At 67.7% G+C, this 18063-nt stretch carries 13 protein-coding genes; 3 read left to right on the top strand and 10 right to left on the bottom strand.

All coding sequences use genetic code 11. From position 1 onward, the window contains the following. Positions 1–13 precede the first annotated feature (13 nt). The 3 genes from O3I_RS18845 to O3I_RS18835 all read right to left on the bottom strand — a co-directional run bounded on the left by O3I_RS18845 (position 14) and on the right by O3I_RS18835 (position 3354). Complete coding sequence (locus tag O3I_RS18845; RefSeq protein WP_014984550.1) at positions 14–1153, bottom strand: hypothetical protein; 1140 nt, start codon at positions 1151–1153, stop codon at positions 14–16. After that, the gene (locus O3I_RS18840) at positions 1153–2232 is read right to left on the bottom strand and encodes a hypothetical protein (protein ID WP_014984549.1); all 1080 of its coding nucleotides are present in this window, start codon (positions 2230–2232) and stop codon (positions 1153–1155) included. Before O3I_RS18840 ends, O3I_RS18845 begins: the two co-directional genes overlap by 1 nt. Positions 2233–2343: 111 nt before the next feature. Then, positions 2344–3354, bottom strand: coding sequence for a heavy-metal-associated domain-containing protein (locus O3I_RS18835; RefSeq protein WP_065652195.1), 1011 nt, complete (start codon positions 3352–3354; stop codon positions 2344–2346). Between the two features lie 199 nt (positions 3355–3553). Between O3I_RS18835 and O3I_RS18830 the strand changes: the two genes are divergently transcribed. Next, entirely contained in the window at positions 3554–3877 is a 324-nt protein-coding gene (locus tag O3I_RS18830) for a hypothetical protein (protein ID WP_014984547.1), read from the top strand. Between the two features lie 44 nt (positions 3878–3921). On the opposite strand, the gene O3I_RS18825 is transcribed toward O3I_RS18830, so the two are convergent. From O3I_RS18825 to O3I_RS18810, 4 genes are all read right to left on the bottom strand, one after another. Further along, positions 3922–4308, bottom strand: a complete 387-nt coding sequence (locus O3I_RS18825; RefSeq protein ID WP_014984546.1) for a VOC family protein — start codon at positions 4306–4308, stop codon at positions 3922–3924. Between the two features lie 12 nt (positions 4309–4320). Next, on the bottom strand, positions 4321–4665 hold the full coding sequence (locus O3I_RS18820) for an ArsR/SmtB family transcription factor (RefSeq protein ID WP_014984545.1): 345 nt from the start codon (positions 4663–4665) through the stop codon (positions 4321–4323). After that, positions 4652–5086 carry an SRPBCC domain-containing protein gene (locus O3I_RS18815; RefSeq protein ID WP_014984544.1) on the bottom strand — a complete coding sequence of 145 codons (435 nt, stop codon included), beginning with the start codon at positions 5084–5086 and terminating at the stop codon, positions 4652–4654. Before O3I_RS18815 ends, O3I_RS18820 begins: the two co-directional genes overlap by 14 nt. 98 nt (positions 5087–5184) lie before the next feature. Then, the gene (locus O3I_RS18810; protein WP_237748331.1) at positions 5185–7386 is read right to left on the bottom strand and encodes an MMPL family transporter; all 2202 of its coding nucleotides are present in this window, start codon (positions 7384–7386) and stop codon (positions 5185–5187) included. Between the two features lie 344 nt (positions 7387–7730). On the opposite strand from O3I_RS18810, the gene O3I_RS18805 reads away from it, so the two are divergent. Then, positions 7731–14075 carry a type I polyketide synthase gene (locus tag O3I_RS18805; protein ID WP_014984542.1) on the top strand — a complete coding sequence of 2115 codons (6345 nt, stop codon included), beginning with the start codon at positions 7731–7733 and terminating at the stop codon, positions 14073–14075. After that, complete coding sequence (locus O3I_RS18800; protein ID WP_014984541.1) at positions 14072–15466, top strand: condensation domain-containing protein; 1395 nt, start codon at positions 14072–14074, stop codon at positions 15464–15466. Before O3I_RS18805 ends, O3I_RS18800 begins: the two co-directional genes overlap by 4 nt. 5 nt (positions 15467–15471) lie before the next feature. Here the strand turns inward: O3I_RS18800 and O3I_RS18795 are convergent, their stop codons facing one another. The 3 genes from O3I_RS18795 to O3I_RS18785 form a co-directional block, all read right to left on the bottom strand. Continuing rightward, on the bottom strand, positions 15472–15918 hold the full coding sequence (locus O3I_RS18795) for a nitroreductase family deazaflavin-dependent oxidoreductase (RefSeq protein WP_014984540.1): 447 nt from the start codon (positions 15916–15918) through the stop codon (positions 15472–15474). 78 nt (positions 15919–15996) lie between these two features. Continuing rightward, positions 15997–16677: a hypothetical protein gene (locus tag O3I_RS18790; protein WP_014984539.1), complete on the bottom strand. Its 681-nt coding sequence runs from the start codon at positions 16675–16677 to the stop codon at positions 15997–15999. A 138-nt stretch (positions 16678–16815) separates the two neighbouring features. Then, a complete protein-coding gene (locus O3I_RS18785) occupies positions 16816–17880 on the bottom strand; it encodes an alpha/beta hydrolase (protein ID WP_014984538.1) in 1065 nt (354 codons plus the stop codon). Positions 17881–18063 lie beyond the last annotated feature (183 nt).

The following is an 18063-nucleotide window of genomic DNA, read 5'->3' as shown; positions in this document are numbered from 1 at the left end:
TTGGGGCGACGCCCTACCCCAGCAATTCGCCGAGCTCGTCCCAACTCGCCGCGGCCGTCCAACGGCCCCGCATCCCGTGCACGTTTTCCACAGCGAGACAGCCGATTCGAAGCAACACCGGAATGTTCACGTGCCGCACCGCCAGCCAGCGCCGTTTGTCGTCCAGCGTGACGAACCGAGCGACAGTCTTCCCCGCTGACGCGGCGCCGACCAGCGCATGCGCCGCGAGCAGGAGTTCCTGTCGCAACGACTGCCGCCTGGCATCGAGATCAGCGCTGCCGGTCACCGCGTACGCCTTGGCGTGCACGTGGGTTCGAATCACCACTTCGGTCGCGAGCACGCTGAGCGACGGTGTCAGCAGGCCCGACCGCAGGTTCAGGCCGTTGCCCGCGGACGGCCCGAGGTAGACGGCATGCGCGAACTTCCTGAGCTCGCGGTTGTCGAGTTCGTACAGCAGCGATGATCCGGGCAACGGGAGGCTCATCGGCGTGACGAAGTCCGCGGCCAGATGTTTCACCCACAGCACCAGCGCTTCCGCGCCCGACTCGACGGTACGAAAACGGCCGGCGAACGATACGGACTCCATCTCCCCGTGATCCCAACGCACGCCCCGGAATTCGCCGGTGCGGATCTGCCGCAACGCCTCGAAGGGCCGGGCGAGATCGTGTCCGGCCGACCGGACTCGATGTGCCCGCCCGCCGAACCCGGGCCCGGTGTAGTCGATCGGCAGGCGCTTCGCGGCACGTTCCCATCGGCGCATGCGCTGTGTCCGGCCGACCGATCCGAGCGCGTTCGCGACACCCTGGTCTATCGTCGAGTCGAACCACACCCCCAGTGCCCCGATCAGGCCCGCGATGCCGACCGCCACGAGATCGTCTCGCTCCCAGGCGATCCGCTGCCGGGTTCGCCACCGCTCGAATTCGGCCCGCTGGGCCGCGGTGAGCGCGGCATCGAGATCGATCTCGGACCAGCCCCGTGCTGACCGCAGCCGATCGTTCGAGTCCGTCATCTCCGCATACGACGCGACCGCCGGTACCGCGGCGACGGGCAATGGCGCCGAGTCATCCTCGCGGAGTGCTTGTTCGGTGGCCTCCTCCAGTTCGGCCAACCGCCGGCGGATGGTGTCGAGGTTGCGGTCGATCGAGTCGTCCATCAGCCCGCGGCCGCCTCGGGCACCCGGCTGAGTACGACTTCGAGTGCGCCCGCCGATATTTCGGCCTGCTCGCTGCGTTCCTGGAGTTCGTCCCGCAAACGCCGGTTCTCGGCCGAGAGCTTGGCCTTGTCCGCGTTGAGCTGACGGATCCGGGCGATCAGTCGCGCGCGATCGGCGACCACCTCGTCCAAACGCTGTTGCAGCGCCAGCACCACCCGGCGGCGCATTTCGTCCTTGTTCGTCTCTTCGGCGAGGACGACCCGGTTGATGAGGTCGAGTCGCATCGCGCCCGCCACGATCTGCCCGGCCGTCCAGGGGGTCCAGCGCGCGCCGGTTGCGGCGACGCCTGCTGTTGCGATACCGCCCAGTCCGGTGACGAGTGCTGTGCCACCGGCTACACCGAATCCACCGGCAGCGAGCGAGCCACCGCCGAGGGTTGCCAAACCGGCCGAAGTCGCTGCGGCGCCGGACAGCCCCGCCGCGGTGCCGATCGCAGTACCGATGAGTGGGGCGGCCCAGCCGGCGGTCGCGACGCCGACACCGAGACCGACCGCACCCGCCACCGCCACGCGTCCCCAGCGAATGTTCTTCCGCCGCAATCGCCGCAGGAGCCCTTTGTGCTCTGCCAGCATTGTCGCGAGGTCGGTCTCGTCCGCTTCCGGAAAGCGAGCGGCGAACGCCTGCAGCAACTCTCGGCGGGTCTGCTCGTGCCAGTGCAGTTTGCCCGGCCACGGATCGAAGATCACTAAATCGATCAGCATCAACAACGAACTCTTGCGAGACACCGACTGCCGCGGCGCTTGCGTGGCATGATCGGCCACCCGTGCTGCGGCGGCTTCCGGCTCCTCGTCCTCGAGCAACGCCACCAGATCAGCGATGAAAGACAAGCCTTCCCACCCACTTTCGACCTGCTCCACCGTCACCCGCAATCGACCCACCGCCTCGTCGCGAACGCCGCGCTTCGCCGCCGTGTCGCGCTCGACCCGCGTAGCCGCCAGATCCGCCTGCATCAGCGCGATCTGCATCGTCGCCACGGCGACCGACTCCACCCCACTCACCCCGAACTCTTCGTCGCCCACCTGCGCCCCTCCATCGATTCGACCACTTCGAGAGACGGTATCCGGCGGAGCGCCGATGCACAGTCGATCGAATGCCGGACAGGGGGTCCGGTCAGGGCACGTTCGGCTGTTTCATCTGGGGCATTTGCCGTAGCGGTCTACGAATGGCTGTTCGGCTGGGCTGGGTGGGCGGTCGGTGTATTGGCAACCGCCGATGGTGATCCGCAGCTCGTGATCGGGGTCGTAGCTTCGCGAGCCGTCTGTTGTGGCGAAGTAGTCGACGTCGGGTGCACCCAGCTCTGCCGCGATCGGGATGTGCTGTTCGGTCAGCCGTTTCACCTCATCGAAATTCTGCGACCGCAGTCGCATAACAATCGAAGGACGTTGCGGATAATGACGTCCCTCGGTTCTCGTTGTCATCTGGACGCTGTGGGGCACGGATTGGTCCTGGTTGAGGCGGTGCCAGACCGAGAGTTCCGTCTCGCTGGGGTACCGGTTGTCCACCCGCAGTAGGCCGCCCTGCCAGCCCCACGCGCCGATCTCCCATTCGGCATCAGCGAATTCGGGGAATTCGCCCATCATGCGCCGATACGTTGCGCTCACCGCACGAAAGTCCTCGGCTTCCGGTTTCACCGAAATATCACCCACCCCGGTGTATCCCTTCTGGACGAGGTCGCCCGGACCGAAGGCGTCGCAACAGAATTCGGCCCACTGGTAGGTCCACACCACCTCGTCGCGCGGAAACGCCCGGCTCAAGCTGTACCACTGCGCAGCATGCTCCGGTGCGGTCGCCAATCCGTCCCGTCCTGCCTTGAACGAGCTGTCCCGCTCAGGCCAACGTAGCTCGATGTCCACCCGTCGGCGTGGCAAATTCGTTGCGGCCGTTATCTGCTCACGAAAAGCCTCGATCACCGCCTTGACCTGCTGGGCCGACGCGTCCCCGGTCAGCACGACCACAGTCGAGAAATTCGCCTCGATCTCGGTCGAAACCTGCTGCACACCCGGCAGCCGGGCGAGCGCAGCCTCCATATCCTTCTGCTCTTGCGTCTTTACGCTGCACGCGCAGAGAAAGACGCCGACCAGCGCGATCACGGCCCACCGCCACCGCCGGCGCCCAGCACGGTCGCGCACCACCGCGAGCACGGAAGAAGCGAAGTCCCGTCCCACTAGCAGACATTCCGAATAGCGAACAGGCACCGCACAACTGGGCCTCAGATAGACCATCCCGCGAAGATAGCGACACCGCGACGATCTCGCATGCCCCCTGAACTATCGGTGTGCTCTGGTGGAGACAGCACCGAGTGCACACGCTCATACTGGCGGTGTGCGTAGCTTCGAACCCGTGGACGCGTTGGCCGAACCTCTCCGTCACGCCAGCCACGGTGCGGATCCGCGCTTGGCCGGTGATCTCGTGGTCGCGGCCAGCGGTGGCCGGCCCAGCGCCGAGCTGGCGGTCATTGCCGAAGCCGCCCTCGCGTCGGGCATCGATCTAGGAGAGGTTATCCGAGCCTGCGCTGCGGCACGTCTGCGAATCAGAACGCGGGCAGGGGCCGTACAAAACTACGACGATCCCGCAGAAGACTATGTGCTGGATCTCCTGGATCGCCTCACCGGATGGTGTGGCCCCGGTGGTGCGCTGTCCGGTGGTCCCGCTGTCGGCGAGTGAGCCTGCTGTGCACCGGGTTCGGCGGCGGACGCAGACTGGCGAGGTCAGTCGCGGTCCGGCAGCCGCACGATGTGCGGGACGCCGGCCGGGTTGCTGATCCAGTGGGCATCCATGCCCGCGGGCAGCGGTTCCAGTTCGTCCTGCACGGCGACACCTTGGGCGGCAAGGTATTCGGTCGCGCGATCGACGTCGTCGGTGAACAGTTCCAACCACAGGTCGGCGTGGGCGTAGTTGTCGACCCGGTCGAGCCACAGGGTCACGGGACCGAACCGGACTGCGGCGCTTCGGATCACGCCCTCGGCAACGGGATCGCCGCTGTGGTCGTTCACCTCCATACCCAGAACGTCGCGATAGAAGGTGACGGTCCGCTCGAACTGGGCTTTGGGGAGTTTCATGGCGATGTTGTGTCCGCCACGGAATTGAGGCGTCATGGTGCTGTTCTCCTATATCCGATCGAGGTGCTCGTGCAGCGCGCTCAGGCGGCTGTCCCAGTTGTGGGCGAGTGCGGCGAGATACGACTGGGCCACGGCCATCGGCCGGGTTTGCAGGCGAAAGCGGATCCGGCGTCGCTCACCGGGTTCGGCGCGGACGAGTTCGGCCTCGGCGAGCAGGCCGAGATGCTTGGTGATCGCCTGGCGCGAAATGGGCAGGCGGGCAGCCAGATCGGTCGCGGTCGCCGGGCCGTGCGCGGCGAGTTCGGCGAGCAGCGCGCGCCGGGTCGGGTCCGCCAGGGCGGTGAAAACCGCCTGGGCGATGAGTTCGGTTTCGAGATCCTCAGGCTGCGGCATCGAGGTACTCGGTCAGCTCGGTCAACTCCGCCGCCCACCCCTTGAGGTTGCCGTCGTACGCACCGGCCAGATCTTCGGGCAGCTGAGCAAAGCCGGTTTCGGTTACCGTCAGCCTGGTGCCGGTCGCGGTCGGCGCCAGCGCGAATTCCACGTGCGTCCGACGGGAATCGCCGCTCGGCAACCCTTCGATCGCCCAGGTGAACGAGAACCGGCGCGGCGGCTCGACGTGCTGGATCCACAAAGTGTGCGGGCCGTCCGCCGCCCACCACACACGCGCTGTGCCACCGGGGCGCAGCTCGTCGATTTCGGCTCGGGATCCGAACCAGCCACCGAGCCCTTCCGGCGTGGTCAGGGCGTGCCACACCTTCTCGAGCGGATGGTGCAGTTCGAGAACACGCTCGATGCGATCAGGCAGGGGCATTACGGTCTCCAGATATAGCAACTAATAGGTTGCCACACTATATAGTAACCAATGGGTTGCAACAACCGTTGCGCGGCACTCCGGTGCCGTGCACAGACTCAGCTGCGGTCTTCGACAGCCGTGAGGATCTTCTCGTCGAGGATCCGATTGGTAGGCAAGGGTTTCGGAGCGCGAGCGGGCGGCCACCAGCAGATGTCGCCCAGCAGTTTCATGGTGGCGGGGACCAGCAGCAGACGGAGGATGGCGGCGTCGATGAGCAGCGCCGTGACCAGACCCAGGGCGATATATTGCATCATCACCAGGTCGGAGAGGGCGAAGACACCGGTGACCACGATGAGGATCGCGGCGGCCGCGGTGATGATGCGGCCGGTGTGCGCGACGCCGGTGCGGATCGCGTCGGCGGTGGACTCCCCCGCGCGGCGGGCCTCCACGATGCGGGCCAGCAGGAAGACCTCGTAATCGGTGGACAGACCGTAGATCACGGCGACGATCAGCATCAGGACGAGCGGCATGATCGGTTGCGCGGTGAAGCCCAGCACACCAGCCCCGTGTCCTTCGACGAAGACCCAGGTGAGGACGCCGATGGTGGCGCCGAGACCGAGCAGGTTCAGGGCCGCCGCCTTGAGCGGCAGCACCAGCGAGCGGAAGGTCAGGAACAGCAGCGCGGTCGTCGCGAGGAACACCAGCGCCAGCATGAGCGGCAACCGGTGCAGCAGCGCGTCGATACTGTCGCGCTGCGCGGCCGGCTGACCACCCACCAGTAGCGTTGTCCCGCTGGGCAATTCCATCGAGCGCAGATAGTCGATCGCCGCATCCGCCTGGTCCGGACCTGCCAGGACGGTGTCGGTGGTGTAGACGAATGGATCGGCCGGGCCCGGCAGCGGTGCGGGGAACGGCGCGGCCAGACCCGGCGCCTGATTCGCGCGCGCGAGTACCGTCTCGATGTCGGCCGTGCGGTAGGTGATCATGACCAGCTGGATCGGATCGATCCGCCGCAACGGAAAGATCTCGTCGAAGTGCTGCTGCGCCAACCGGGTCGGGTCCGTCGGCGGCAGGAACTTCTCGGTGATACCACCGAACGTCACGTGTTGCACGGGAACAACGAGCAGCAGCAGCCCGGCACACACCGACACCGCTACCAGGAGCGGTCTTTTCATCACTGCCCCGGCAATTCTCCCCCAAACATTTTGCCGTACCTCGCCTCCGGTCCTGGACCGGCGAAACCTGCCGAATCCCAGCGCATCCACACGCCGGCCGAGCACCGCGAGCAACGCGGGCAGCACTGTGAGCGCGGTCAGCGCCGCCAGCGTGACGGTGACCACCGCCCCATAGGCGAACGAGCGCAGAAATCCCTGCGGGAACAGCAGGATCCCCGCGGCCGCGGCCACCACGACGGTCGCCGAGAAAGCCACCGTCCGACCGGCCGTCGGCACCGTCCGCCGGACCGCCGCGGGCCCGTCGTGGCCCGCGGCGAGTTCGTCCCGGAACCGGCTCACGATGAACAGCCCGTAGTCGATGGCCAGACCTAGTCCGATCATCGAAACCACCGGCGAAACAAACGAATTCACCTCGACCACCGCGGTGATACCGCGGATCACGCCCCAGGCCGCAAGCACGGTCAGGCCGCCGACCACGAGCGGCAGCGCCGCCGCGACCACCCCGCCGAAGAGGAAGAACAGCAGCACCGCGACGATCGGGATCGCGATCAACTCCAGCCGCCGCTGGTCGCGCACCATGGTGTCGTTGAGCGCGCCCGCGACGGCCTGCCCGCCCGCGACCTCCATGTCGACGCCCGGAATATTCAGTCGCCCAGCCACTTTCCCGTAGTTGCGCAGCAGCGTGGTGTCATCCCCGCCACGCACCGCGACGGAGGCGAACGCGTGCGTGCGGTCCGCGGAACCGAACAGGTCCGGCAATGTCAGGCCGGTTTCGGTCGGCCAGTACGTACCGTTGATCTTCGCGATCTCGTCTGGAAAGCGCTGCGGTAACTCGTTCAGTCCCGCCACGATCGCACCGGCGAACGCGGGATCGTCGATCGTTTTTCCGGCAGGTGCGTGGAACAGCAGCAGCAGGTCACCGCTGTGGTCACGGCCGAATACCTCGGCGCGCAGCCGAGTGGCCTGTGCGGATTCCGAAGTCGGATCGTCCCAGCCGCGCGCGCTGAGTTCGTCACCGAGCCCGAGGCCGTACACACCCAGCGCGAGCATGGCGAAAACGACGACGCCGAGCACCGCGAAACGCCGCCGGACGACGAAATCTGCCCACTGTCCGAAATCGGCGAACAAACGCCGCCTCCTCATCTGCGCGTGAATTGTTCGACTCGACGGAGCCGCCTGGAACGTACCAATGGCCATGCGTCCCGGATACGGAACACGCCGAAGTTCCGACAGCGCACAATTATCTCCGCGAACTCCTGTGATCCATACCTATGACCGCACGAAACCGCAGCTGAACAGCCTGGTCAGCAGGCCGGATTAGGCTGGTTCACAAATAATCTCACACCCATTTGCAGCGATCTCCAGACTGTTCCGGAGCACTACTCGCCGCCGATATACTCGACCAGGCTCACTATTGTGTCGGACTTTGTTATACGTATCGTCGATTTGCCCGGCGATAACGAATGGCCGTATTCGGGAGGACCTGCATGTCGGATATCGCTATTGTCGGTATCGGTTGCCGATACGCGGGCGGGATCGATTCGCCCGAGACATTCTGGGATTTCGTCCTCGACAAACGAGACGGCGTCGTGGAGGTGCCGCCGGACCGCTGGGACTATCGCCGGTACTACGATCCCGAGCCCCGCACGCCTGGCCGTAGCTACACCAAACACGGCGCGTTCATGACGATCGACCCGTGGGAGTTCGATCCGGACTTCTTCGGCATCTCGGCCCGCGAGGCGACCGTGCTCGACCCGCAGCAGCGCCTGCTGCTCGAGGTGACCTGGGAGGCGCTCGACGACGCGGGCCTCGCCGGCCGCACCGCGGGGACCCCGGTCGGTGTGTACGTGGGCGGTTTCGTGGTGGACCAGTCGGTGATCGGTGTGGTCGGTCCGGCCCTGTTCCACACCGATATGCACACCCCGGCCAGCGCCTCGTACACCATGCTGTCCAACCGGATCGCCTACGCGCTCAACCTGACCGGTCCCGCGCTCACGGTCGACACCGCGTGTTCGTCGTCCCTGGTCGCCTTCCATCTCGCCTGCCAGGCCCTCGACAACGACGACTGCCACGTCGCGGTGGCCGGCGGCGTGAACGTCATGCTGCAGCCGGAGACGTTCGTGCTGATGTGCAAGGGCAGCTTCCTCGCCGCGGACGGCCGGTGCAAATCCTTCGACGCCGCCGCCGACGGTTACGGCCGGGGCGAGGGTGCGGGCATGGTGGTGCTGAAGAAGCTCGACGACGCGGTACGCGACGGTGACCGCGTGTACGCGGTGGTCAAGGCCACCGGCGCCAATCAGGACGGCCGGACCACCGCGATCACCGTGCCGAACGCGGATGCCCAAGAGTCGCTTGCCCGTACAGTGTGCACCCGCGCGGGCCTGACCCCGGACGCGATCACCTACGTGGAGGCGCACGGCACCGGCACCCTGGTCGGCGACCCGGTCGAATTGCGGGCGCTCGGCCGCGCTTTCGGCGCACCGGCGGGCCGCACCGGAGTGCTGGGCGTCGGCTCGGTCAAGGCCACCCTCGGCCACACCGAAGCCGCGGCGGGCGTCGCGAGCGTCATCAAGGCGGCGTTGGCCATTCGGCATCGGGTGATTCCGCCGCAGGGCTGGCTCGACAAGCCGAATCCGGACATCCCGCTCGACGAGCTGGGCCTGCGCATCCAGGTGGACGCCGAACCACTGCCGCCGCACGCCGATCCGATGACGATCGCGGTCAACGGCTTCGGCTACGGCGGCACCAACGCGCACGCGATTCTCCAGGAGTACCGCGCGCAACCGGCGCACCCCGGCCCCGAGCCCGCCCCGCGGCACTACGGAATCCTGCCGCTGTCCGCGCGCAGCACCGGCGCGGCGCGCGCCATCGCGGGCCGCTTCGCCGATCTGCTCGACGCGGGCGCCGATCCGGACCGGTTGGCCGAGGCCGCGTGGACGCGCTCGGCGCATCACCAGTTCCGCACCGGCGTGCTGATCGGCGACTCCGACGATGTGCTGCACCAGTTGCGGCAGTTCGCCGCGGGCGAGGGCCGTGACGCGGCGCGCACGGTCGCGGCCCACACCGCCGAACCGGTCTTCGTGTTCTCCGGCATGGGACCGCAGTGGTGGGGCATGGCCCGCGAATTACTCTGTGCCGGTGGCGTCTTCGCCGAGACCGCGGCGCGCATCGATGCCGAGTTCGGCAAGCTGGCGAACTGGTCGATCATCGACGCGCTCTTGCAGCCCGAAGCGCAGTCGCGCGTCTCGCGCACCGAGGTGGCGCAACCGGCCAACTTCCTGGTTCAGGTGGCGCTGGTGAGCGAGCTGGCCCAGTACGGGATCACCCCGGCCGCGATCATCGGACACAGCGTGGGCGAGGTGTCGGCGGCCTGTGTCAGCGGCATGCTCTCGCTGCGGGAGGCCGTGCGGGTCGCCTACCACCGGGCCCGATTGCAGGCGAGCACCGCGGGCTCCGGCGGCATGCTGGCCGTCGGCCTGCCGCTCGAACGGGCTCGCGAACTCGTCGCCGACGACCCGCGCGTCGATCTCGCGGCGATCAACAGCGCGAGCTCGCTCACGTTGTCCGGCGACCCGCAGCGCCTGGACGAGATCGCGGAAAAGCTCACCGAGGAAGCCGCTTTCGCGCGCCGGCTCCGGGTGGAGGTGCCGTACCACAGCCGGTTGATGGACCCGATCCTCACCGAGCTGCGGACCGAACTCGCCGACCTCGCGCCGAAAGCGCCCACCGTGCCGCTGTATTCGACGGTGACCGGCGAACTCGTCACCGAGGGTCTGTGGGACGCCGAATACTGGTGCGCGAATGTCCGTCAACCGGTGCGCTTCTACGACGCGGTGGCGAGCGCGATCGGCGCGGGCAGCCGGGTGTTCCTCGAGGTCGGCCCACATCCGGTGTTGTCCGGCAACATTCGGGAAGCCCTGGTCGAGGCCGATGTGCACGGCACCACGGTGCCCACGCTCGATCGCAAGGCCGCCGATTCCGCGAGCATCCGCCGCACCCTCATCGGCCTGTACAGCGCGGGAGTGCTCGACCCGGAGCAACTGTTCCCGGCCGCCGGTCCCCGGACCGCACACGTCCCGCTCCCCCGCTACCCGTGGCAGCGCACCCGATTGCATTCGACACTGCCGCTTTTCGAGCAGGCCAGGCTCGGCTCCCCGGATACCTACGCCATGCTCGGCGATCCCGATGTGGAGGGTCGCGCGGACTGGCTGCTCCAGGTCGGCACCGAATTGCTGCCGTGGCTGGCCGATCACGTGGTCAACGGCGTCCGGATCATGCCGGGCGCCGCGTACCTGGACGCGGCACTCAGTGCGACGGCCACCCGGCTCGGCGTCAAACGCGTTGCGCTGGAGCAGGTCCGCTTCGTCGCACCGTTGATCATGGCCGCGCCGGATGTGCCGCTCATGGCGCTGAGTGTCGAGGAGTCCAGCGGCCGCTTCCTGATCCGGTCCCGCAACGCGACCGGAACGGCCTGGACCGTGCATGCTTTCGGGCGCACCCTCACCGGCAGTCACCTGCCCTCGAAAGCAGTGGTTCCGGCGATCGAGGTCGGCATCGACATCGACCCGGATATGTTCTACACCGGGCTGTCCGCGGCCGGGCTCCAGTACGGTCCGTCGTTCCGCCGGGTCACCTCGATGCGGGTCGGCCGGGATACGGCGGTGGCCACCGTCGACGGCACGATCGCCGCGGACTCCGGCCATCTCGCGCACCCGGCGGTGGTGGACGCCGCCATGCAAACGGCGGCACTGCTTTTCGCCGACGAGCGGATCAACGAGGGCGTCATGGTGCCCGTCGGTGTGGCCGCCGTCCGGTTGCTCGCCCCGATACCCGAGCAAGCCACAGTGGTCGCCCGCCGCGACCCCAAAGCACGGTTGCGTGCCGACGTCGACGTGCTCGACGCAGAGCACAATCTCGTCCTGCGCTTGACCGGACTCCAGATCGGCGCGTTGAAGCCCGGCGACGATCCGCTGCACCGGATGGCCGAGTTCTACTATCGCGAAACCATCGAGCGACGCGACCCCATCGATATGACCGCACTGCCGCACGCCGGCGCGGCCACAACCTTGGTGATCGCCCTCGGAAACAGCACTCGCGCCGAACAATTGGCGGCCGCGATCCCGGGTGCCCGGTACTACCTCGCCGGACCGGATCTGGAAACGACGCTCGTCGAGCAGTTGCGACAAGCCCGCACGGCCGAAGCCACCCGGCTGCACGTGTGCGTGGTCGCCGGTTCCGGCACCGACGATCTGGCCGATCTGCGAACGTTGCAGCGCATCGCCGTCACGGTGCGCGAATTCGCCGATCCGACGACCGACGAGCAGACACCGCAGTCGGTCTTCGGCGACGGATCGGTGCACGTCACGCTGATCACCGAGCGCGCATTCACGGTGCCGGACAGCACGATAGCGCCGAATTCACATCAGTCCGCGCTGGCCGGGGCACGGCGCGTGCTGCTGAACGAACAGACCTCGTTGCGCTGGCGGCTGATCGATGTGGCCCCGGAGACCGGTATCGCCGAGATCGTCACCGAACTCGCGATACCGGGCGCGTTCGCCTACGACAACACCGACGAGGTGCTGCTGCGCGACGGTCAGCGCTGGGCGCCGGTGGTGACCAAGCCGCTGCCGGACCGTCTCGCGGCGCACGACACCGCGGCACCGCTGACCGACCCGGAGGCGAACTTCGAGCTGGAACTCCCGCGCACCCGGCTGCTGTCGGCACTGGCCTGGCGCGCATGCCCGCGCCGCGCACCGGGACCCGGGCAGGTGGAGGTGCGGATGCAGGTCATCGGGTTGAACTACAAGGATCCGCTCAAGGTCATCGGGCTGCTCGGCGAAAGAGAGCTGGCACCAACCTATTTCGGCACTGTTCCCGGCATGGAGGGCGTCGGCACCGTGGTGCGGGTCGGCCCGGGCGTCGACGGTCTCGGCGTCGGCGATCTGGTGGCGGTCGCGGCCAAGGGCATGATGCGACGCTTCGCCCTGATCGATCGGCAACTCGTCATTCCCCTGCCGGCCGATACCGACCCCGGTTATTGCACCAGCGCCATCGCTTTCGCGACTGCCGAATACGCCCTGCTGGAGCTGGCGCGGCTGGAGCCGGGCGAGACCGTCCTGATCCACGGCGCGGCCGGCGGTGTGGGCACGGCCGCCATCCAGGTCGCGAAGGCCCGGGGCGCGCGCATCATCGGCGCGGCCAGTACCGACGAACGGCGACGGCACATCCTGGATCTCGGCGCGGATCACGCGGTGAACTCGCGCTCCCTCGACTTCGTCGACGACGTGCTCGCGCTGACCGGCGGCGTCGGCGCAGCGGTGGTCCTCAGCAGCGCCCCCGGGGAGATCTTGCGGCAGAACTTCACCGCCGTAGCCGAATTCGGGCGCATCGTCGAGGTCGGCAAGGCCGACATCTACACCGGTGGCCTGCTGGAGCTGGCCAACTTCGACAAGAACGTGGCCTACTACTCGATGGATCTCGACCGCCTGGTCGCGGTACACCCGCAACGACTGGCCGGCCTGCTGCAGCGGGTGTACGAGCAGGTCGTGGCGGGCGTCTACCGGCCGCTACCGTACAAGATGTTCGAAACCCACGAGGTGGGAACGGCTTTCGAGGAGGTCATCCGCTCGACCGGACTGGCGCGGATCGCGTTGCGCATCGATGCGCCGCAACCGCCGGTGCGGCCGCACCTGCCCGATATCGAGATCCACGAACACGCAAGCTATCTCGTGACCGGCGGGTTCGGCGGTTTCGGCATGGCCACCGGACGCTGGCTGGTGCTGCGCGGCGCGCGCAGGCTGGTCCTGCTCGGCCGCAGCGGCGCGAGCACCGACGAGGCCCGGCGGCAACTCGCGGCCTGGCGGACCGTCGGCGTCGAGGTGATCGAGGCACTCGTCGATGTCACCGACACCGCGGCCGTCGCCGCGGTGCTCGCCCGGGCGCACACGGCCGAACACCCGCTGCGCGGTGTGTTCCACGCGGCGGGCGCGGTGTCCGACAACCGCATCGAGCTCATGACACCCGAGCAACTCGCACAGGTGTATCGGCCGAAGGTGCACGGCGCCCGGGCCCTGCACCGCGCGGTCACCGAGGCGGGCATCGAGCTGGACATGTTCGTGCTGTACTCCTCCGGCGGCTCGATGTACGGCATCTACGGTCAATACAACTACTGCGCGGCCAATGTCGCGGTCGAGGCGCTGGCCGAGGAATGGGTCAGGGCAGGCGAGCGCGCGCTGTGCGTCGGCTGGGGTCACCTCTCCGGCGCGACCGGTGGGATGGCCGCCGACGCGACCGCCACCAAGTATCTCGACCTGGTCGGCTTCGGCCCGATCGATATGGCCGACGCCACCGCGTATCTGGAGCAGACGCTGCGACTGCGCGACACCAACGCCGCCATCATCCCGACCGACTGGGCCAAACTCACCGGCACCTTCCCACAGCTGACCCGCACCGGCCGGACGATCGAGCTGGCCAAGGCCTCGGCCAAGGACACCTCCGAATTGGCCCGCCTGCGCGCCGAACTCGTCGAACTCGACGACAGCAAGCGCGGGCCGTTCATCGCCCGCAAGATGGCCGCGGAACTGGCCGTGGTGATGGGCGTGCCGGTGGAGTCGATCGATATGACGGTGCCGGTGCCCGAACTCGGCCTGGATTCGCTGATGGCCGTGGAACTCGGCGCGCGGGTCACCAAAACGCTCGGCATCGACCTGATGTCCTTGCAGATGGGACGATCGTTCAGCCTGGAACAGGCCGGGCCCAAGGTCGCCGAACTCGTGCTGGCCGCCGAACCCGGTCGGCCGCAACCGATCCCCGAGCCGGTGGCGGCGCCGTGATCGACCTCGGACTGATCGACGAGTGGAACCCGCCGCCCGGCCGCCTGGTGACCTGGGTCGCCACTCCGGCGGCCGTGGCGCGGGCCGCCACGGCCCCGATACATCCCGCGCCGCCCTCGCACCAGCAGGAAGAGTACCTGCGGCTGGCCGACCGGCACGCGGCCGCGGACTTCCGCTATTCGGGCCTGTGCCTGGTGACCGCCGAAATACCTACGCGCGACCTCGATTACGCGGCGATGACGCGCAGCATCAACGCGTTCCTGCTGCGGCACGACACCTTTCGCACCTGGTTCGCCCTGGAACCCGACGGCACAGTCCGGCGGCACCTGGTACCCGAAGAAGTAGTCGACTTCGCGCCGATCGACTACGGCGAACTCGATGACGCGGCCGCCATCCGCGAGCACGTGCAGAAGACGACGCCCGGCCCGTTCCAATGGGATTGCTTCTCCTTCGGCGCGATCGCGCACGGCGATTCGACCACGGTCTACCTCGCAGTGGACCATTTACACACCGACGGCCTCGGGCAGTACCTGTCCTGCGCCGACCTGGCCTACCTTTACGCCCGGGAGGCCTGGCAGGTCGGCGACCTGCTCGACCCCACCGCCAGCTACCTCGAATACTGTTGCTCCGAACGCGAACTCACCGCCCGCCTGACCCTCACCTCACCCGGTGTGCAGAAGTGGCTGGAGTTGATTCGTGGCAACGACGGCGAATTGCCGTCCTTCCCGTTGGATCTCGGCAAACGCACCGATGGCTACAACCGCAGCGCGCATCGCACGTGTGCACTGCTCACCGAAGCCGAAGCACGCCGTTTCGAGCAGGTCTGCCGCAGCCACGGGGCGGAGTTCGTCGGCGGGATCTTCGCCGCGGCGGCCCTCGCGGAGGCCGAACTCACCGACAGCGACTACTACTTCGGCATGACTCCGATCAGTACCCGCACCACGCCCGCCGAACGGGCCTCGGTCGGTTGGTATGTCGCGCTGGTACCGGTCGCCTTCCCGATCACCACCACCGCCTTCCCCCGGGTGGCGACGATCGCGCAACGTGCCTACGAGAACGGGATCCGGCTCGCGCCCACGCCCTTTCATCGCGTGCTCGAACTATTGCCCGCCGACACCGACGTCAAGGTGCGGCCGGGTTGGGCGACGCCGATGATCTCGTTCGTGGACGCGCGCGACTTCGTCGGCCACGAATTCTTCGACCTGGTGCACGGTGGCATCTTCGCCAACCGTGCCGCCTCCGAGGAAGTGCTGGTCTGGATCAACCGGATGCCGTCGGAAACGACGCTGAGCGTCATCTACCCGGATACACCGGTGGCGCACGAGTCCGTTCGCCGCTACGTCGAGGCGATGCGGACGATCTTCGCCGCAGTGGCGGAGCGATCGTTATAGACCCTCTACCGGCGCAAGGGCTCCAGCACGAAGACCGGAATCACCCGCTCGGTCTTCTGCTGGTACTCGGCGTACGGCGGATACGCGGTGAGTGCGCGCGCCCACCACTCGGCCTTCTCGTCCCCCGTGATCTCGCGGGCCGTCATCTCCTGGCGGACGGCCCCGTCCTGGAGTTCGACGTGCGGATCGGATTTGAGGTTGAAGTACCACACCGGATGACGCGGGTAGCCGGCCTTGGAAGCCACGGCGGCGTAGCGCCCTTCGTGCTCCACGCGCATCAGCGGGATCTTGCGGATCTTGCCGCTCTTTCCGCCGCGCATGGTGACGATGACGACAGGCAGGCCGGTATCCCAGAGCGTCGTACCCTGTGTGCCGCCTGACCTTTCGTACAGCTCGACCTGTTCGCGTATCCACTGCGCCGGGCTCGGCCCGTACTCGCCCTCGAACGGCATCGCATGCACCCCCGGTCGTCGCGTACCGATCATGGTACGCACCTGGACAAGAGCAACCTCGGGAATCCAACGGGCAAGCTAGGCGACCAACTCCATCACCCCGCGCGGAGCGGCGGCGGGCTCGGTCGGAAAGCCGAACCGCACCAGCCGATGCGGCGGGTCCACCTCGAAGTGGGCGGTAGAGGCGGGCAGGAACCCGCCGATCATCTTGTCCAGCATGGTGTTCACGTGCGCGAAGCCCGGCCGCAGGTGCACCGGCCAGCAGCGCACGCGTCCCGCGGGCACCTCGACGGCGGTCTGCTTCTGCACCCGCGCGAGCACCGGCCAGTGCACAGAGAAGGCCAGCCACAGGTCCAGCGACAGCTCCGCGCCCTCGTAGAAATCCAAGCCGCGGAGCAGGGTCAGGCCGCCGAGGAACGGCACGACGTCCGACGGGAAAGGCGCTATGCCGCTGCCGAATTGCAGGTGCGTGGTGTCGAGGAAGTGCGCTTCTTCGCGGGACACCACGACGTCCTGCGACCGCGTTTCGGCCCGGTAGTCCGCCGCGCGCAACCAGCCGCCCGCCCGGCTGAACCGCTGTTCGACAGTCACCGTGGTCGTTCCCTCGCCGGTCCGCAGTTCGAGCGTCGAGTGGTAGTCGAGTTCGGCCCTCGTCACCACGCTGGTCACCTCGAACGACGGTGGCTGATCGGCGACTCCCCCGGTGTAGACGGACTTCTCGCCATCGGGAATCACGGGATCACGGAACGTGGCACCCACATTTCCTCCTTGGTGGCCGGAACAAACCTTCGATATTCCCCATTCAAATGCGTTCCGGCCGAACGCTCTGCTCGAATTCACCGGCGCTACGACGACTCACAAAATGAGCGCGGCCCTGAGTGGGGCCCGCACAGTCGGTCACGGGCCGAGCGCCGCACGCAGCAAGGGCCAGGAGTTGTGCAGGTCCTGCTGCCAGTAACCCCAGGAATGCGTGCCTTCCCGCAGATCGAAGGTCGCCGGAATATCCAACTCCAGCAACCGGGCACGCAGTTGCGCCGTGCAGGCCGACGCGACGGCGTCCAGCAGGCCGCCGACCGTGAGCTGATCCAGCAGGGTCAGCGGATTCGCCTCGATGCCGGGCCCGTCCAGCGTGTCGAGCGGCCCAGGGCGGCCGCTCCCCGTCGACACGTAGATGGTCGTGCCGCGCAACCGGTCCGCGTGCAGGTAGGGATCATTGGCCGCCCACGCGGGATCGGTGGGCGGACCCCACAGGTTCAGCGGGTTGCCCTGCTTGCCGAGCACCACCGCATCGACCATCGCCTGCCCGAACGGATCGCTGGTGCGCACACAGCCGCTGTAGGAACCGATCGCGCGAAACCGGCCGGGTGCCGCCAGGGCCAAGCGGAACACCGCCGAACTCGCCATCGAGGGTCCCGCAATGGCATTCGCGCCGGTGCCGCGGAAAGCCGAATCGATGATCGCGGGCAATTCCGCGGTGAGGAAGGTCGTCCACTGCTGTTTGCCGAGGGTCGGATCATCGGCGCGCCAGTCCGCAAAGAAGCTGCCGCCCCCGCCGACCGGCATCACCACCGTCACCTGCTGGTCGGCGAAGAAGCTCTCCGCATCGGTCTCGGTCAGCCAGTTCCCGCCGTCGCGCCACCGCCCGTGCTCGCCGCCGCCGTCGATCCCGTTGAGCAGATACAAGATCGGTGCGGGATTCGAAACATCTACGGCCGGAAGCACTTCGACCGGGATCGCCCGGTCCATCGCCACGGAGTGCACCGTGAGTTCGAGCACGCGTCCCGGACCGGGCCGCACGTCGATCAGCCGCGACCCGTTCGCCGACGGCCGCGCCGCCGCCGACGCCTGGGCCGCGATCGGCGCCGCCGGATCCGCGAAAGCCGCGCCGCCGGAGCACAGCACGACCGCTACGGTGAGCAGCGCAGCTACCCGACGGCCGAGTTGTTCGTCCCCGCCGCCCATTCCGCACCTCCGCGCACCACCAGGGGGTAATCGCCCGACGGTAAGCCGCTTTCGTGGCTGTGAGCCGCAATCCTGGTGCGGATTGGGTGGATTCACATCGCTGTCGGTGCACCGTTGGGCAGCGCACACAATGTAGGAGTAAATGGTGAGCAACAGGGCAGATCAGCCCCATACTGGGAGCGA

Origin of the sequence: Nocardia brasiliensis ATCC 700358 (genome assembly GCF_000250675.2) — a bacterium.
Classification (GTDB): Bacteria; Actinomycetota; Actinomycetes; order Mycobacteriales; family Mycobacteriaceae; genus Nocardia; species Nocardia brasiliensis_B.
This window is presented reverse-complemented; position numbering and strand designations above follow the sequence as displayed.

Excerpts from the sequence above, each read along its gene's own strand:
- O3I_RS18805 (WP_014984542.1), top strand. The coding sequence starts at position 7,731 with ATGTCGGATATCGCTATTGTCGGTATCGGTTGCCGATACGCGGGCGGG.
- O3I_RS18820 (WP_014984545.1), bottom strand. The coding sequence starts at position 4,665 with ATGCCGCAGCCTGAGGATCTCGAAACCGAACTCATCGCCCAGGCGGTT.
- O3I_RS18815 (WP_014984544.1), bottom strand. The coding sequence starts at position 5,086 with ATGCCCCTGCCTGATCGCATCGAGCGTGTTCTCGAACTGCACCATCCG.
- O3I_RS18810 (WP_237748331.1), bottom strand. The coding sequence starts at position 7,386 with ATGAGGAGGCGGCGTTTGTTCGCCGATTTCGGACAGTGGGCAGATTTC.
- O3I_RS18795 (WP_014984540.1), bottom strand. The coding sequence starts at position 15,918 with ATGCCGTTCGAGGGCGAGTACGGGCCGAGCCCGGCGCAGTGGATACGC.
- O3I_RS18825 (WP_014984546.1), bottom strand. The coding sequence starts at position 4,308 with ATGACGCCTCAATTCCGTGGCGGACACAACATCGCCATGAAACTCCCC.
- O3I_RS18785 (WP_014984538.1), bottom strand. The coding sequence starts at position 17,880 with ATGGGCGGCGGGGACGAACAACTCGGCCGTCGGGTAGCTGCGCTGCTC.
- O3I_RS18845 (WP_014984550.1), bottom strand. The coding sequence starts at position 1,153 with ATGGACGACTCGATCGACCGCAACCTCGACACCATCCGCCGGCGGTTG.